Origin of the sequence: Actinomadura rubrobrunea NBRC 15275, assembly GCF_001552235.1 — a bacterium.
GTDB lineage: Bacteria > Actinomycetota > Actinomycetes > Streptosporangiales > Streptosporangiaceae > Spirillospora > Spirillospora viridilutea.
In genome coordinates this window covers 1-16,390 of sequence record NZ_BCQU01000085.1, presented here as the reverse complement: position 1 = coordinate 16,390, position 16,390 = coordinate 1, and the positions used below count along the sequence as shown (strand labels likewise).

Here is a 16,390-nt window from a genome sequence, read left to right as displayed (position 1 = left end):
GGACCCGGGTCATGACCGACGACATCCTCCGGATGCACGGCATCACCAAGACCTTCCCCGGCGTCACCGCCCTCGCCGACGTCGACCTGACGGTGCGGCGCGGCGCGATCCACGCGATCTGCGGGGAGAACGGCGCGGGCAAGTCCACGCTGATGAAGGTGCTGTCCGGGGTGTACCCGCACGGCTCGTACGACGGGGAGATCGTCTTCGACGGCGAGCCGTGCCGGTTCGCGAGCATCCGCGACAGCGAGGCCCGCGGCATCGTCATCATCCACCAGGAGCTGGCGCTGTGCCCGCAGCTGTCGATCGCCGAGAACATCTTCCTCGGCAACGAGCGCGCCCGGCGGCGGGGGCTGCTCGGCGGCCTCATCGACTGGAACCGCACCAACCACGAGGCCGCCGCGCTGCTGGAGCGGGTGGGGCTGCCGGAGAGCCCGGTCACCCCGGTCGCCGACCTCGGCGTGGGCAAGCAGCAGCTCGTCGAGATCGCCAAGGCGCTGGCCAAGCGGGTGCGGCTGCTGATCCTGGACGAGCCCACGGCCGCGCTCAACGACGAGGACTCCGCGCACCTGCTGGACCTGGTGCGCGGCCTGCGCGACGACGGCATCACCTGCGTGATCATCTCGCACAAGCTCAACGAGGTGCTGGCGATCGCCGACTCGATCAGCATCCTGCGCGACGGCCGGATGATCGAGACGCTGGACGCCGCCGCCGACGACGTCACCGAGGACCGCATCATCACCGGGATGGTGGGCCGCGACCTGGAGCACCGCTACCCGCCGCGGACGCCGCACATCGGCGAGGAGGTGCTGCGGATCGAGGACTGGACCGTGCACAGCCCCTCCCAGCACGACCGCAAGGTGGTGGACGGGGCGTCCCTCACGCTGCGCCGCGGCGAGATCGTCGGGCTGGCCGGGCTCATGGGCGCGGGCCGCACCGAGCTGGCGATGAGCGTGTTCGGCCGCTCGTACGGGGTGGGCGTCTCCGGGCGCGTCCTCAAGGACGGGAAGCCGATCGACGTGCGGACCGTGCGGGACGCCATCGCGCACGGCATCGCCTACGCCACCGAGGACCGCAAACGCTACGGCCTCAACCTGATCGAGGACATCAAGCGGAACGTCTCGGCCGCGGGGCTGTCCCGGCTGGCCCGCCGCGGATGGGTGGACGGCAACGAGGAGTACCGGGTCGCCGACGGGTTCCGCACGCGCATGAACATCAAAGCGCCCGACGTCAGTGCGGTCACCGGGCAGCTCAGCGGCGGCAACCAGCAGAAGGTCGTGCTGTCCAAGTGGATCTTCACCGATCCGGACGTGCTGATCCTGGACGAGCCCACCCGCGGCATCGACGTGGGCGCCAAGTACGAGATCTACTCGATCATCAACGGGCTGGCCGCGGAGGGCAAGGCGATCCTGCTGATCTCCTCCGAGCTGCCGGAGCTGCTCGGCATGTGCGACCGCATCTACACCATGGCGGCAGGCCGGATCACCGGCGAGGTGCCCCGCGCGGAGGCCACCCAGGAACGCCTCATGTACCTGATGACGATGGACAAGGAACAGGAGAAGGTCCCATGAGCGGCACCGCGCCCGCGAGCGCCGATGCCGGCGCTCCGGTGAGGAAGACGGACCCGGCGGCGCCCGGGACCGGCAACGGCAGGTCGCTGTCCCGGCTGACGATCAACGTGCGGCAGAGCGGCATCTACATCGCCTTCGCGCTGATCGTCGCGCTCTTCACGGTGCTGACCGGCGGGGACCTGCTGCAGCCGCAGAACATCTCCAACATCATCGTGCAGAACTCCTACATCCTGATCCTGGCGATCGGGATGATTCTGATCATCATCTCCGGGCACATCGACCTGTCGGTCGGGTCGGTGGTCGGCGTCACCGGCGCCGTCGCGGCCGTGTTGATGGTCAACCACGGGGTGGCGTGGCCGCTGGCGCTGCTTTTGACGCTGGCGGCGGGCGCCGCGATCGGCGCCTGGCAGGGCTACTGGATCGCCTACTTCGGCATCCCGTCGTTCATCGTCACGCTGGCCGGGATGCTGCTGTTCCGCGCGCTGACCCTGACCGTGTTGGGCAACCAGGGCATCGGCCCGTTCCCCGAGGAGGTCCGCACGCTCTCCAACGGGTTCACCGAGGGCTACCTGGGCAACATCGGGCTCGGCGTGCTGGGCGGCGCCGACCTGTTCAGCCTGCTGGTGGGGATCGCCGCGGTCGCCGGGCTGGCGGCGGCGCAGTGGCGCACCCGCGCGGCGCGCCTCGGCTACCGGCAGACGGTCGACCCGTTCCCGGTGTTCGTCCTGAAGATCGCCGCCGCCGGCGTGCTGATCATGGCGGTGACGGTGCAGCTGGCCCGCTTCCACAACCTGCCGTGGGTGCTGGTGCTGCTGGCCGCGCTGGTGCTCGGCTACACGGTGCTGACCAACCGGACGGTGTTCGGCCGCCGCATCTACGCGGTCGGCGGCAACCTGCAGGCGGCGCAGCTGTCCGGCGTCAAGGTCAAGTCGATCGTGTTCTGGCTGTTCGTGAACATGGGCGTGCTGTCGGCGCTGGCCGGGGTGATCTTCGCCGGGCGGCTCAACCAGGCGGGCCCGACCGCGGGCACCACGTTCGAGCTGGACGCGATCGCCGCGGCGTTCATCGGCGGCGCGGCCGTGCAGGGCGGCGTCGGCAAGGTGGTCGGCGCGATCACCGGCGGCCTGATCATGGGTGTGATCAACAACGGGATGTCGCTCATGGGCGCGCCGAGCGAGCGGGTGATGCTGGTCAAGGGCCTGGTGCTGCTGGCCGCCGTCGCGTTCGACGTCTGGACCAAGCGCCGCGCCGGCAGCCCGCTCCTGCGCTAGCCGCGCACGGGGCGCCGAGGCGGGCCGCGCGCCCGCCGCCGACGCGGACGCAACGTCCTCGGGGGTCAACGGATCACCTGAGAGGAGAGTCATGAGGTTCCTCCCACCCCTCACCGGGGCCTCGCTGCTGGTCGCCGCCGCCGTCGTGGCGGCGGCGGGCGCGGCGTCGGCCGCCCCGGTCGGCACCGGGGCCGCCGCCCCGCCGCGCAAGGCCCCGCAGATCACCAAGGAGCCCTTCGGGAGACTGCCGGACGGCACGGCGGTCGAGCGGTACACGCTGTCCAACGGCCGCGGCATGACGGTCCGCGTGCTCACCTACGGCGGGATCGTCCAGTCGCTTGAGGTGCCGGACCGGCGCGGCCGCCCCGGCAACGTGGCGCTCGGCTTCCCCACCCTGGAGGGCTACCTGTCCGCCGTCTACCAGGACGAGAACCCCTACTTCGGCGCCCTGATCGGCCGGTACGGCAACCGCATCGGCAACGCCCGCTTCACCCTCGACGGCACGACCTACCGTCTCAGCGCCAACGACGGGGACAACAGCCTGCACGGCGGCGACCACGGCTTCGACGAGAAGGTGTGGAAGGCCGAGCCCGTCCGCAGCGGCCACGACGTGTCGCTGCGGCTGTCCTACACCAGCCCGGACGGCGAGGAAGGCTACCCGGGCACCCTGAAGACGACCGTCACCTACACGGTCACGCCGAAGAACGAGCTGCGCATCCGCTACAAGGCCACGACCGACAAGCCCACCGTCGTCAACCTGACCAACCACACCTACTTCAACCTGGCGGGCGAGGGCTCCGGCAGCGTCTTCGACCACCGCCTCCAGCTCAACGCCCGCCGGTACACGCCGGTCGACTCGACGCTGATCCCCACCGGACAACTGGCGCCGGTGCGCGGCACCCCGTTCGACTTCACCCGGCCGCACGCGATCGGGGAACGCATCCGCGACGGCCACCCGCAGCTGGTGATCGGCCGCGGCTACGACCACAACTTCGTCCTGGACGGCACCGGCCTGCGGCACGCCGCCCGGGTGACCGAGCCGACGTCCGGCCGGGTCATGGACGTGCACACCACCGAGCCGGGCGTCCAGTTCTACTCCGGCAACTTCCTCACCGGCCGCCTGGTCGGCACGAGCGGCCGCGCCTACCGGCAGGGCGACGGGTTCTGCCTGGAGACGCAGCACTTCCCCGACTCGCCCAACAAGCCGCAGTTCCCGTCCACGGTGCTGCGGCCCGGCCAGACCTACGACACCACCACCGTCTACTCCTTCTCCGCCCGATGACCGACGTCGAGATCGCCCTCGCCCGGCGCGCCGTGCTGGGCGAGGGCCCCACCTGGGACGCAGCGACCGGCCGCCTGCTGTGGGTGGACATCCTCGCCTGCGAGGTGCACTCCTACGACCCGTCCACCGGCGCCGACACCGTGCGGACCACCCCGCAGCACGTCGGCGCCGCCAAACCCCGCGCCTCGGGCGGCCTGGTCGTCAACCTGCGCGACGGCGTCGGCCTGTACGACCCGGACGGCTCGTTCCGCTGGCTGGCCGAATGGCCCGAGGAGGGCCGCCGGGGCAACGACGCCGCCGTCTCCCCCGCCGGCGAGCTGTGGGCGGGGACGATGCGCTACGACGAGGCCCCCGGCGGCGGACGGCTGCGCCGCGTCACGCCCGACGGCAAGGTCACGACCGTGCTGAACGACGTGACCGTCAGCAACGGCATCGCCTGGAGCCCCGACGGACGGCTGATGTACTACGTGGACACGCCCACGCGCCGCATCGACGTGTTCGAGAACGACGACCGGCGCGTGTTCGCCCACGTCCCCGGCCTGCCCGACGGCCTGACCGTGGACGCCGACGGCTGCGTCTGGGTGGCGCTGTGGGGCGGCGGACGCGTGCTCCGCTACACCCCCGCCGGCGTCCTGGACCGCGCCGTCGAGATCCCCGCCCGCCAGACCACGGCGTGCGCCTTCGGCGGCCCCGGTCTGCGCGACCTGTACATCACCACCGCCACCACCGGCGCCCCCGCCGACGACGCCCACGCCGGGTCCCTGTTCGTCCTCCCCGACGCCGGACAGGGCCTCCCCACCCGCCCCTTCCCCGCCTGATCGCCGTCGCGTGCCGGCGTTGGGTCGGGCGTCCGGCCCCGACGCGGGTCTGCCTCAAGGGAGCCAGGCGATGGTGGTGACGCGGAACTCGCGGATGTCGGCCTGGACGACGTACTCGTAGATCACGGGATGGCCGGGGACGGTCGAGGTGTAGGCGACGCCGTCGTCCACGGGATGGCCCGGCGGCGGCCCTCCTTCGTCGATGGCGGCGCCGCCGCGCCGCGCGAGCTCCTTCAGATGCTCGATGACGGCGTCGTGCAGCGGGGTCGGCATCGCCTCGATCTCCCCCGCGGCGTGCTCGGTGCAGAAGACGGTCCAGCCGCGCCGGGGCGCGGTCACCGCTCAGAAGCGCCGCGTGGTTTCGGCAACGGGACGAGGTTGCGCCCCGCCACCCCGTCGGCGTGGCGGCGCCGCCGTCCGGGCACCTGGTCGAGGACGGCGTCCATCCACCAGCGCTCCAGCACGCCGTCCAGCTCGGGCCCCTGCTCGGCGGTCTGCACCTCGCCGTAGAACCTCGCGCGCTTCTCCGCGGTCAGCGCCTGGCCGATGGCCTCGATCGTCCGTGGGATCGGCCGCACCCGCCCAGGCTGTCCCGGCCCGTCAGGCCGTGCGCTCATGCCACTCCCGTCTCGTCGCGCCGCGTCTTTCCGCGACGCTACAGCAGCCCGCTGACATCATCTCCAGAGCCGTATCAGCTGCTCGTCCACACGCTCAACGCAACGCGCGGGTCACCCCTGGTCAGCGGCCGCAGATGCGGGTGCGGGCGGTCGGAGGCCCATCGGACGCCGTCGTCCAGCGGGCCGAACGCGCACCTGAAGCCGCGCGACTGGATGAAGCGCGCCCTTCAGGCGCCCTCTCCACCCGCATGCCAGGAATCTCGGCATGCGGGTGGAGACGACGGGATCTGCTCACGGCGCTCAAGGAGGGTCGGGGACGGCGCGCAGCTGGGGACTGATCTCACCCATGGGGTCGATGGAGGTTCCGAGCACCGTCAGCCACGCGGTGAACTCGTCCTCCTTCACACGCGCGACGAACTGGCGGTACTCCATGTTGGCGGGCATCGGGTTGTCGCGGATCACCTCGTCGTAGAGCCGCTCGGAGGCCGCGAACACCAGGTCCGCCCCGCCGGCGGCCAGGGCGTCCCGAAGGGGCTGGGCCTCGCTGAGCCGAGCGGCATGGATCACGGCGCGGCCGCTGACCCCCTGCTCGTCCAGGTACACCGGGCCGACGTGCAGGACGGCGCGCAGCTGGATGCGCGCGGCGGGGCTGGCGCACTTGTTGTACCGCCGGATCTCCGCGTGCAGCGCGATCGGCAGGCTCTCGGCGAGAGCGCGGGCGGAGACGGTGGGCGGCAGGACGGCGAGCACGCCGTCGCCGTAGTCCTGGCGGTAGTAGACGGTGCGGGTCGCCTCGACGCGGTCGAGAGCGCCGAAGACGATGTCGTAGAGTCCGCGCCGCACGGCGAACTGGACGTCGGTATCGCGGTCGGGGCGGCTGAAGCCCGCGACGTCGAAGACCACGATGGGGCTGTATGCGCCGGACACGACGGCCGACCGTGCCAGGCCGAGCGGGTGAGTCATGGAGTCCACCTCCTGCCTGCGAGTCGCCCTCTGGCGCGGGGCCGCCGTCAGGGTTCCTCGCGGCGTCGCCGTGCTCGCGGGACGCCGGCGGCGCCGTGCGGGGCTGCGACCCTGCCTCAGCGGGCGTTCAGAGACGGGGCTGCGCGACACCGAGTCGCGCCATCGCCGGGTGCGCCCACGGATGGCGGGTCGCCACCCGGCTTTTCGGTCACAGGTGATAAGGGGGTCGCCCGTTCACTGATACCGGTCCTGAACGTGACGTTAGTCGGCCGCGACCGCAAGGTGTGAGAGCAATCCCCTTACAGATTCGGACACGCTTCCCCGAATACGGACGCCGTTATCCGCTGATAACGGTGTTCCGGCATCCGCGTGCCGCGGCGCCGGACGTGAACTCCCGCGGTTCTACGTAATTGTGCACATTCGTCGTGACGAATGCTTTGCCCCCGTCGCCGTCCCTGCACTTCCCGTTATCCTCCCTGGCAGGTGAACATCCCCGGGCTCTCCCAATGTCGGGAACCGGGAGAGGGCGGGGGGCGAATCAGCGGCGCCTCACCACAGGACGGCCCTCCGAAAGCATTTTTTGACAGCCGATACCGTCCGCCCTATCGCGCGTGTTCCGGTCAGAAAGGTCGTCACGCTTGGGGCCTCACGGCCTCTGTGTTGCCGACTCACCAGTGACAAGTGGCGCACCGACGAGCCATTTCGATCTGACCCTGATCGTGTCCGGAAGAGAGCTGGAAGATCGGGCGCGCGTGGATGGGGCGAACGGATGCCATGTGGGGTGCGTCCGAACCATGTGCAGAAGGCGAGCGATGCGAACGACGCGCTGAGACTTGTGGTCGACTTCGCCCGGACGGGGCGGCTGGGGCCGCTGTATTGCGGGATGTCACTCGAACAGGTCGAGGATCTCTTGGGGCCTCCCGACGACGTGCAAGGCCGACGACGGCCGCACCGCCGGCGTCCGCGCTACTACCTGTGGGGAACCGATCTCCAACTGCTGATCTGCGACGACACTGTGGTCCGAATCAGCGTGCCCTGCTGGGGAAGCGACCGGCACCCGGTCGGTCTGCCCGCGCCGATCGGCGGCTGGAGGCGTCCGCCGACGTCGCGGCTCCCGATGGACGATGTGATCGCCGCTTTGGACGCCGCCGGCTGCTCCTGGCGGGAGGCCCCTGAGATGGTCGTCGACCGTGACGGCCCCGGCCGGGCGATCCGAACCCTTGAGACCGGAGTGGTCCTCGTCTTCGGTCCGGACGTCGACGGAGACGAGCCCGGCGCCTGGCTGCACGCGGTGATGAAGGACTTCCCGGACGCCGCCCCCGGCAGCCCCTCGGAGGGGTGCTGAACGTCCGTTTCCCCAGAAGGTCACTGAACTACCGGGTCCACAGCACCATCGGGCGCCCGACGCTGCGGCACCGAGGAGCATGCTCCAAGGCCATGCGGCAGGCGGAGTCGGGCATGACCGCGTCGGTGTCATACAGGCCCGGTCGCCGAAGTGTCGGGCCTGATCCTCGGCGGGCGCAATGCCGACTTCCTCGGCGCGCCCGATAGCAGGCTCTGTCGGGCGGCCGTCCTCGGCACCGCCGTCTTCGCCGCGGAGAGCGCCCGCCGCGTCATTCCCGGGGCACCAGGCTGTTCGAACGCCTCGGTCGGCGACAGCGCACCGTCCTGGTGCGCCGACTGGTCAGGGAGCGGCACGGTGATCGCTCCGACAGCGCCTAGGGCACGCGGGACCACCCTCGTCTCACTGCCGGGCACTCCTGACGCGCCACGGTGCGGACGGCCGGGCCTGCGGTGGGCGGGGCCCGGCCGTCGTTAGGTGGTCAGGTCGTCAGTTGAGAGTTCCGGTGCGTGCCTCCTTGGGGGTGAGGGGGCGCAGGAAGGTGGTGTAGGTGTAGTCGCGGTCCGGGCGCACCTGGTATTCGGGCCGGACGGGGTTGGGGGTGTCGCCCACACCGGTGACGGCATGGTCGACGTGCAGGGTGTTCCACCCCCGGTTGCGCTTGAGGGCGAACGGGTAGAGCGCCCGGTCCAAGTCGTCGTACGGGGTGACGCTGACCTCCAAGTCGCCGGCCACCAGCAGGCCCGCGCGGCCGTCCGACAGCATGGCCCAGCGCACGTCGTCGTGGTTGCCGTGGTCCTGGGGCCGGTAGTAGTCGACGTACTGCTCGTCCACCGTGGAGGACCACACGCCCATGGGGGTGCCGTCCTTGCGGTCGTTGTAGTTCTCCACGGGCCCGCGCCCGTACCAGGCGAAGCGTTCGAACCGCTGAGGCGTCTTCACCGTGTAACCGACGCGGGCCAGGTAGGGCAGGGTGCGGGCGTCGCCCTGCGGACTGACCCGGTGGGTGAGTTCGATCTGGCCGGAGCCGTCCACCTTGTACGTGGTGGTCTGATCGAACCAGGCGTTGAAGCCGGGCGCCTGCACACGGCTGGCGATCTCCACCGTGGCGGTGGCGCCGGACGTGGCCGTGACGGACGTCGGCGTCGTGACCAGGCGGTCGAGGCCCGCGCGGCGCCAGTCTTCGCCTTCGGCCCTCCCCCACGTGTAGGTCTCGTTGCTGATCGGGGGACGCCACACGTCCAGCTCCGGCCCGGTCTCGACCAGCTCGACGCCCTTGTGCCTCATCGAGGTGAGCGTGCCCTTGGCCTTGTCGAAGACGTACCGGAAGTCCCGTCCGGTGACGACGACCTCCTTGTCGTTCTCGACGGTCTTGACGGTGCCGGTGGCCGGTTTGCGGACGTTCGGCACCGTGGTGCCGCCCGCCGGGAACTGGCCGAATCCGACGACGTGTCCGGCCTTGGCGTACCACGTGCTCTTCTTGAGCACGGCCTCGACGGTGAGCCAGCGTTCGGCGTCGGACGGGTTGGACGGCGGGTCGGGGATCGCCGCCTGCGTCGAGCCGCCCGGCGCGAGCTTCAGCGGCAGTCGGCCGGAGCGCAGCACCCGGTCGCCCCCGGTGTAGCGCCACCGCAGCTCCAGGTCGGAGGTGTCGGCGAACGTCCGCTCGCTGGACACGGTGACGGTCTCGCCGGAGCGGGTGACGCGGATCGGCGACTGCACCCAGGCGAGCTGAGCGGTCTCCGGCTGGACGAAGCGCGCGGAGCCCACCAGCCCGTCCACGCCCGACAGGCTCTGCCCGTTCGACAGGAACGTGCCCTTGGTGTGGAACTCGTCGAAGTCCAGCGCGAGCGCCGCGTCCTTCTTGGGGTCGGCGCCGGACGCCAGCTCCTCGGCGGTGAGGGCGCGCGGGTAGATCCGGACCTGGTCGATGGCGCCCTTGGCGAACCGGCCGTGGTCGTTGTCCTGCATCGTCTCGGGGTTGCGGGCGATGTTCAGGTCCGCCGACGACCAGTCGATGTCGCCGCTGAACGGGACCTGGGCGGCCTCGCGCCCGTCCACGTACAGCCGGACGGCGGTGCCGTCGTAGGTGCCGGTGACGCGGTGCCAGCGGTCGTACCAGTCGGCGGGGACGGGCGCCCGCACGGTGCGCCACGTGCCGCTGTGCACGAAGAACTCGAGCGTGTTCTCGTCGCTCATCTTCAGCGCCCACTGGTGGTCGCCCTTGGCGATCATGGTGAAGTCGCCGGTCCACGGGCGCACCGGTTTGACCCAGGCGTCGAGGGTGACGGCCTTGCCGGTGATGTCGAGCCTGCGGTCGCGGTAGACCTCGACGAAGTCGTCGAGGCCGGAGAAGTACAGCGCCTTCCCCTTGTGGCCGTCGACGACCTTCGGGATGCCCTGCAGCCAGGCCTTGATCTTGTTACCGGACGAGTCGGGCGTGGTGATGAGCGGGTGGCGCATGTTGGCCTCCGCCCAGTCCCAGATGAAGCCGCCCTGCACCTGCGGGTACGTGCGGACGACCTCCCAGAACTCGCGGAAGTTGCCGAGGCTGTTGCCCATCGCGTGGGCGTACTCGCCCATGATGATCGGCTTGGCGGTGGTGTTCGCCTGCTGCTCCAGCCGCGCCGGGGTCGGGTAGCGCGGCCCCCACACGTGCGCGAACGGCGCGTCCCCGTCGGGCGAGTTCGACTGGTGGTACAGCGGGCGCGTCGGGTCGGTCGCGGCCGCGTACTCGGCCATCTCGGTGTGCGCGGCGCCGAGCCCGGCCTCGTTGCCGGTGTCCCACAGGAACACGCTCGGGTGGTTCTTGTCGCGCGCGACCATCGCCTGGAACCGCTCCAGGAACGCCTTCTGCCATTCGGGGCGGTCGGCCATGCAGTCGTTGGGCGCGGGCCGGTCGCAGTTTTCCCAGTTGTGGGTCTCGATGTCGACCTCGTCGTCGATCCACAGTCCGCGCCGGTCGGCCAGCTCGTACAGGTACGGGTCGGACGGGTAGTGCGCGGTGCGGATCGCGTTGATGTTGAGCCGCTTCATCAGCGCGACGTCGGACTCCATCCGCTCGCGGGTCTGGTGGCGTCCGGTGTCGGGGTCGGTCTCGGGGCGGTTGACGCCCTTGATGAGGATCCGCTTGCCGTTGACGAGCAGCCGCCGGTCCTTGATCTCGATCTCGCGGAAGCCGATCGTCTCGCTGGTGGTGTGGACGACGCGGCCGTCCGGACCGGCCAGTTCCAGGACGAGCGTGTAGAGGTTCGGCGTCTCGTCCGACCACTTGGCCGGGTCGGCGACGTGCGCGCTGAGCTTCACGGTGGCGGTGTCACCGGTCACCGCGGTCGTGCCGGAGAAGGTCTGCACGCGGCGGCCCTCGGGGTCGACCAGGGTCGCCCTGACGGTGTGCTCGCCCCGCGGGCCCTGCTTGCTGGCCAGGGTCACCGTCGCGTTCAGGGTCGCGTCGCGGTAGGACGCGTCCAGGTCGGTGGTGATGTAGGCGTCGCGCACATAGGTCTTGGGCGTGGAGTAGGCCCAGACCGAACGGAAGATGCCGCTGTACCGCCACTGGTCGACGTCCTCGAGGTAGGACCCGGAGCTCCACCGGTGCACCTGGACGGCGACGGTGTTGGCGCCCTTGCGGACGTGGTCGGTCACGTCGAACTCGGCCGGCGTGTAACCGCCCTGGTCGTAGCCGACGTAGCGGCCGTTCACCCACACGAAGTAGGCGCTGGTGACGCCCTCGAACCGCAGGAAGACGCGGCGGCCGTCCCAGGCGGACGGCATGTCGAAGCGCTTCACATACGCGCCTGTCGGATTGACGTCCTTGGGCGCGCGCGGCGGGTCGTCCGGCACCATCTCGGTGGGGATGTTGCGGAAGATGGGGTGGTCGAGCCGGTCGCTCTGCCAGGTGTGCGGCACCGACACCTTTCTCCACCGCGAGGTGTCGTACCCCTCCCGGTAGAAGCCCTCGGGGACGTCGGCCGGACGGTCGACGACGGTCAGGCGCCACTCCCCGTCCAGGGAGCGCACCCACTTCGAACCGCGCGAGGCGGCGGCGTCGGCGCGGTTCTCGTAGGGGCGCAGCACCGCGTGCGGCGGCTCCTGCCCCTCGGCGGTCATCTCGGGGTCGTCGAGGTAGGCGTAGACGTCGGCCGGCGGCCCCGCGGGGCCGGTGCGCGCCGCGGCCGGAAGGGCCGCCAGCCCGGTGGCGGCGAGCGCCGCGGCCAGGACGGTCAGGAGTCGGGATCGGACAAGGGTGCCCAAGGGTGGGGGCATGGGTTCCTCTGCCTCCTCTGGCCGGGCGCAGCCCCCTGACAACGCCCGCACGGCGTTCTGACTGACGAGGTGAAGCCCTACGTCTGGGACGCTAGACAGCGAAGGTGATCTCGTCAACGAACGCCGTCGAGTGTGGCGAGTGGCGCCGACGGTGACGCGGGCGCATGGCGCATTTCGCCAGACTCCCGAATAACGGCCCACCTGAATACGAAATGCAGCATCACCAAATCCACATGCGGATCGGTGTCCGTCATGGCGAGCCGGCCGGTCGGGGGCCGGGCGGATCGGCGCCCCGACCGGCGGTGTGGCCTCCGGAGCCGGTCGGCGCGGGCTCAGTCGCGGCCGACCGAGATGACGACGCGGCGGTTCTTGGCGCGGCCGCGCGGGTTGTCGGAGCCGTCGGCGTTGGTGTTGGGCGCGGCGGGCTTGGTCTCCCCGTACCCGGTGACCTTCAGGCGGGAGCGGGGGATGCCGCCGCGGGTGGCCAGCCAGTCGGCGACGGCCTGGGCGCGGCGCCGCGACAGCTCGAGGTTGGCGGCGGCGTCGCCCTTGGCGTCGGTGTGCCCGTCCACCCGGACCTGCGCGTCCGCCGGCGCCTCCTTCTTGATCGCGGCGGCCACCTTGGCCAGTTCGGCCGCCGCCTGCGGCCTGATGTCGGCCTTGCCGAACTCGAACAGCACGTCGGCGTCCATCCGGAAGGCGACCTGGCTCTTGTCCTCGAAGACCTCTGTGCGCCCGACCGTACGGCTACGCAGGCTCGCGCTGGGGAACGAGACGCTCGGCACCGACACACTGGGGACGGAGACGCTGGGCACCGACACGCTGGGGATGCACTCGCCGTTGTCGTTACAGGCCCCCGGCCGGTAGAGGGGCCCCCGGTAGAGCGGGGGGCGGTAGACGGGCGCGCGGTACAAAGGGGGACGGTAGACGCCGGGGACGTATCCGCCTTCTGGCCCCGGCTTCTCCTGGCACACCTCAGGGACGGACGCGCCCCTCTGGTAGACGGCCTCTTGTCGTACGGCCTCTTTGCGCTCGGGCTTCAGATGGATGCCGCCCGCGTCGACGCCGGGGATCTCCACCGCCGGGATCTCCACGGCGGGGATCATGGTCGGCGGGATCTCCACGGCGCCCAGGCAGCCGCCCGGCGCCTCGTGCACGGTCACGCACTGCGCGGGGACGCGCTGCGCGGGGATGTTCACGCCCGGGATCGTCACGGCCGGGATCACCTCGCCGCCGATGCGGGCCTCCGGGATGTGCACCGGCTTGGTGCGCACTGCGGGGATCTCGACGGCCGGGATGAGCTTGCCGCCTCGCGGGCAGCTCTTCGGCTCTGGAGTCCCCGCCCCCGGCGCGGCCGTGGGCGTCGCGGTCGCGGACGGGCGGGACGAGGCGGCGGCCGCCTTCCCGTCGGAGTCCTCGGTCTTGACGCCCCCGCATCCCGCGGCGACCAGGGACACCAGGCCCATCATCGCCACAAGAGTCTGCCGATTTCTCACAGAGCGGGATGGTACGGCCACGTAACGGCAGACGCGAACGCACCGGACGCACGTGGCCCCAGTGTTAAGGGCACGTTAGATCTGGGGCTTCGATCTTGAACGGGGTTCGGCGGATCGGTGACGCTGCGGAGGCTCGTGGTGACGCAGGTCACCCTTCCCACCCCGTGATCCGAGGAGGTCCCCGGTGACGACGACGCTGCCCGGCGGCACGCCGCCCCGGCCCGCGCGGCGCCCGTGGAAGGCGCTGGTCGGCGGTTCGATCGGCAATCTCGTCGAGTGGTACGACTGGTTCGTCTACTCCAGCTTCGCCGTCTACTTCGCGGCCTCGTTCTTCCCGAAGGGGAACGCGACCGCGCAGCTGCTCAACACGATGGGCATCTTCGCCGTCGGGTTCTTCATGCGCCCGGTCGGCGGCTGGCTGCTGGGGCGCCTCGGCGACCGGCGCGGACGCAAGGCGGCGCTGACCGCCACGGTCACCCTGATGTCGGTGAGCGCGCTGCTCATCGCCGTCGCGCCCACCTATGAGAGCGTCGGGTACTTCGGCGCGGTGGTGCTGCTGGTGGCGCGGCTGCTGCAGGGCCTGTCGGTCGGCGGCGAGTACGCGGCGAGCGCCACGTACCTGACCGAGGCGTCGGCCCCGGGGCGGCGCGGGTTCTCCTCCAGCTTCCAGTACGTGTCGATGACCGCGGGCCAGCTGTGCGGGCTCGGCCTGCAGATCGTCCTGCAGCGCACCATGTCGGACGACACGCTGCACTCGTGGGGCTGGCGCATCCCGTTCATCGTCGGCGCGCTGGGCGCGGCGGTGGTGTTCTACCTGCGCCGCAACCTGCTGGAGACCGAGGCGTACGAGGTCGAGGAGCACGCCGCCGCGCCCGCCGAGCGCGGCACGCTGCGGGACCTGTTCGCCCACCGCCGGGAGTTCGCGCTGGTCATCGCGCTGACCATGGGCGGCACGGTGGCGTACTACACCTACACCACCTACCTGACCAAGTACCTGTCCAACACCGCGGGCATGAGCAAGGACGACGCCACGCTGGTCAGCTTCTGCGCGCTGACGGTGTTCATGTTCCTGCAGCCCGCCGCCGGGGCGCTGTCGGACCGGATCGGCCGCCGGCCGCTGCTGATCTCGTTCGGCGTCGGGTCCATGCTGGGCACCGTGCCGATCATGACGGCGCTGGGGAACGTCGACGGGTTCTGGCCCGCGCTGGCGCTGATGCTGGGCGGGCTGGTCATCGTCACCGGCTACACCTCGATCAACGCGGTGGTCAAGGCGGAGCTGTTCCCCACCCGGGTGCGGGCGCTGGGCGTGGCGCTGCCGTACGCGCTGGCCAACGCGATGTTCGGCGGGACGGCCGAGTACGTGGCGCTGTGGTTCAAGCAGAGCGGCGTCGAGTCCGGCTTCTACTGGTACGTGTCGGCGTGCGCGGCGGTGTCGCTGGTCGTGTACGTGACGATGCGCGAGACCCGCGACACCGTCCTGTCCCGCGCCGAGCAGGCCCCGGCGGCCGCGCCGGCGCGCGGCTGACCGGACGCGGGGGCGCAGGCGAGGACCTACCCTTGCTCCGCGAGGGGCAAGGGCAGGTCTGCGGAGGGCGTGACGGGCATGCGGGTGCTGTTGGTCGAGGACGACGACCGGCTCGCCGACGCGCTCACCACGGCCCTGACCGGGCGCGGCCACCGCGTCGAGCGGGTCGTCCGGGCCGGCGACGGGCTGCGGCTGAAGGACGGCTGCGACTTCGTCCTGCTGGACCTGGGCCTGCCCGACATGGACGGCCTGGACATGCTGCGGCGGCTGCGCCGGGTGTCGGCGGTGCCCGTCATCGTGATCACCGCGCGGACCGAGGAGCGGGCGGTGCTGCGCGGCCTGCGCGCCGGGGCCGACGACTACCTGGTCAAGCCGTTCAAGATCATGGAGCTGCTGGCGCGGATGGACGCGGTGGCGCGCCGCTCCGCCCCCGTCCGCGGGGCCGGCGGCCGGTCCCCCGCGGCGGACCTGGTGGAGGCCGGGGACGTGCGGATCGACCTGCGCGCCCGCGAGGTCGTCGTGGACGGCCGCCCGGTCGCGCTGACCCGCCGCGAGTTCGACGTGCTGGCGCTGCTGGCGCGCGAGCCGGGGGTGGTGCGCAGCCGCGAGGAGATCCTCGACGCGGTGTGGGGCGACGCGTTCCTGGCGGCGTCCCGGTCGCTGGACGTGCACATCGCCGGCATCCGCGCGAAGACGGGCCGGCCCGGTCTGATCCGCACGCTGCGCGGCACCGGCTACCGGCTGGGCGTGGACGGCTGATGCGGCGCCGCCTGCTGCTGACCTACCTGGCGTTGATCGGCGGCCTGGTGCTGGCGCTGGCGGTGCCGCTGGGCTGGGCGTACGCGCAGCAGCGCACGGGCGTGCTGCTGCTGGACCGGCGCGCGGACGCCACCCGGCTGGCCGAGCTGGCCGACCAGGCCGTCCGCGAGGGCGACACGTCCGTGCTGGTCAGCGAGGTGGACCGGTATGCGGCGCTGTACGGGGCGGGCGTGGAGGTCCGCGACGGGGCCCGCACCGTGCTGATCCGCTCCGGCGACGTGGACCCGCCGGACGCCGCGGCGGTGCGGCGCGCGCTGGCCGGTCGGACGACCGAGCGGCTGCCGCTGGTCACCCCGTTCGGCCCCGACCGCGTGATGGTCGCCGAGCCCGCGGGCCGGGACGCCCAGGTCGTCGGCATGGTGCTGGTGGAGGCGCCGACCGCCGACGCCCGCCGCGACATCGCACTGGTGTGGCTGGCGC

General features: G+C 71.4%; 12 protein-coding genes and 1 pseudogene. 8 read left to right on the top strand and 5 right to left on the bottom strand.

Annotated features, from left to right (window positions below; translation table 11 throughout):
- The first annotated feature begins 11 nt into the window (after positions 1-11).
- From mmsA to AR3_RS22745, 4 genes are all read left to right on the top strand, one after another.
- Complete coding sequence (gene mmsA / locus AR3_RS22760; RefSeq protein ID WP_067916621.1) at positions 12-1,571, top strand: multiple monosaccharide ABC transporter ATP-binding protein; 1,560 nt, start codon at positions 12-14, stop codon at positions 1,569-1,571.
- Positions 1,568-2,842: a multiple monosaccharide ABC transporter permease gene (gene mmsB, locus AR3_RS22755; protein WP_083951790.1), complete on the top strand. Its 1,275-nt coding sequence runs from the start codon at positions 1,568-1,570 to the stop codon at positions 2,840-2,842. Before mmsA ends, mmsB begins: the two co-directional genes overlap by 4 nt.
- A 91-nt stretch (positions 2,843-2,933) precedes the next feature.
- The gene (locus tag AR3_RS22750; RefSeq protein ID WP_067916619.1) at positions 2,934-4,124 is read left to right on the top strand and encodes an aldose epimerase family protein; all 1,191 of its coding nucleotides are present in this window, start codon (positions 2,934-2,936) and stop codon (positions 4,122-4,124) included.
- Positions 4,121-4,942, top strand: a complete 822-nt coding sequence (locus tag AR3_RS22745; RefSeq protein ID WP_067916617.1) for an SMP-30/gluconolactonase/LRE family protein — start codon at positions 4,121-4,123, stop codon at positions 4,940-4,942. Before AR3_RS22750 ends, AR3_RS22745 begins: the two co-directional genes overlap by 4 nt.
- A gap of 54 nt (positions 4,943-4,996) precedes the next feature.
- Here AR3_RS22745 and AR3_RS22740 read toward each other — a convergent pair whose 3' ends face one another.
- The 3 genes from AR3_RS22740 to AR3_RS22730 form a co-directional block, all read right to left on the bottom strand.
- Positions 4,997-5,281, bottom strand: a complete 285-nt coding sequence (locus AR3_RS22740) for a hypothetical protein (RefSeq protein WP_067916615.1) — start codon at positions 5,279-5,281, stop codon at positions 4,997-4,999.
- Positions 5,278-5,520 (bottom strand): hypothetical protein, encoded by a 243-nt coding sequence (locus AR3_RS22735; RefSeq protein WP_067916613.1) that lies wholly within the window; start codon positions 5,518-5,520, stop codon positions 5,278-5,280. Before AR3_RS22735 ends, AR3_RS22740 begins: the two co-directional genes overlap by 4 nt.
- A 339-nt stretch (positions 5,521-5,859) precedes the next feature.
- On the bottom strand, positions 5,860-6,522 hold the full coding sequence (locus AR3_RS22730) for a hypothetical protein (RefSeq protein WP_067916611.1): 663 nt from the start codon (positions 6,520-6,522) through the stop codon (positions 5,860-5,862).
- Between the two features lie 1,117 nt (positions 6,523-7,639).
- On the opposite strand from AR3_RS22730, the gene AR3_RS30775 reads away from it, so the two are divergent.
- Positions 7,640-7,867, top strand: a complete 228-nt coding sequence (locus AR3_RS30775; RefSeq protein WP_157406743.1) for a hypothetical protein — start codon at positions 7,640-7,642, stop codon at positions 7,865-7,867.
- 486 nt (positions 7,868-8,353) lie between these two features.
- Here AR3_RS30775 and AR3_RS22720 read toward each other — a convergent pair whose 3' ends face one another.
- Together AR3_RS22720 and AR3_RS22715 are read right to left on the bottom strand one after the other, a co-directional pair.
- The gene (locus AR3_RS22720; protein ID WP_067916605.1) at positions 8,354-12,130 is read right to left on the bottom strand and encodes a glycoside hydrolase family 2 TIM barrel-domain containing protein; all 3,777 of its coding nucleotides are present in this window, start codon (positions 12,128-12,130) and stop codon (positions 8,354-8,356) included.
- Between the two features lie 332 nt (positions 12,131-12,462).
- Positions 12,463-13,626, bottom strand: coding sequence for an OmpA family protein (locus AR3_RS22715; protein WP_146150216.1), 1,164 nt, complete (start codon positions 13,624-13,626; stop codon positions 12,463-12,465).
- 184 nt (positions 13,627-13,810) lie between these two features.
- Here AR3_RS22715 and AR3_RS22710 point away from each other — a divergent pair, with 184 nt between their 5' ends.
- The 3 genes and pseudogenes from AR3_RS22710 to AR3_RS22700 form a co-directional block, all read left to right on the top strand.
- Positions 13,811-15,151, top strand: a complete 1,341-nt coding sequence (locus AR3_RS22710) for an MFS transporter (RefSeq protein WP_227023052.1) — start codon at positions 13,811-13,813, stop codon at positions 15,149-15,151.
- 78 nt (positions 15,152-15,229) lie between these two features.
- Entirely contained in the window at positions 15,230-15,910 is a 681-nt protein-coding gene (locus tag AR3_RS22705; protein WP_067916603.1) for a response regulator transcription factor, read from the top strand.
- Positions 15,910-16,390, top strand: a pseudogene (locus tag AR3_RS22700) (sensor histidine kinase); the annotation flags it as partial. The gene AR3_RS22705 and the pseudogene AR3_RS22700, both read left to right, overlap by 1 nt.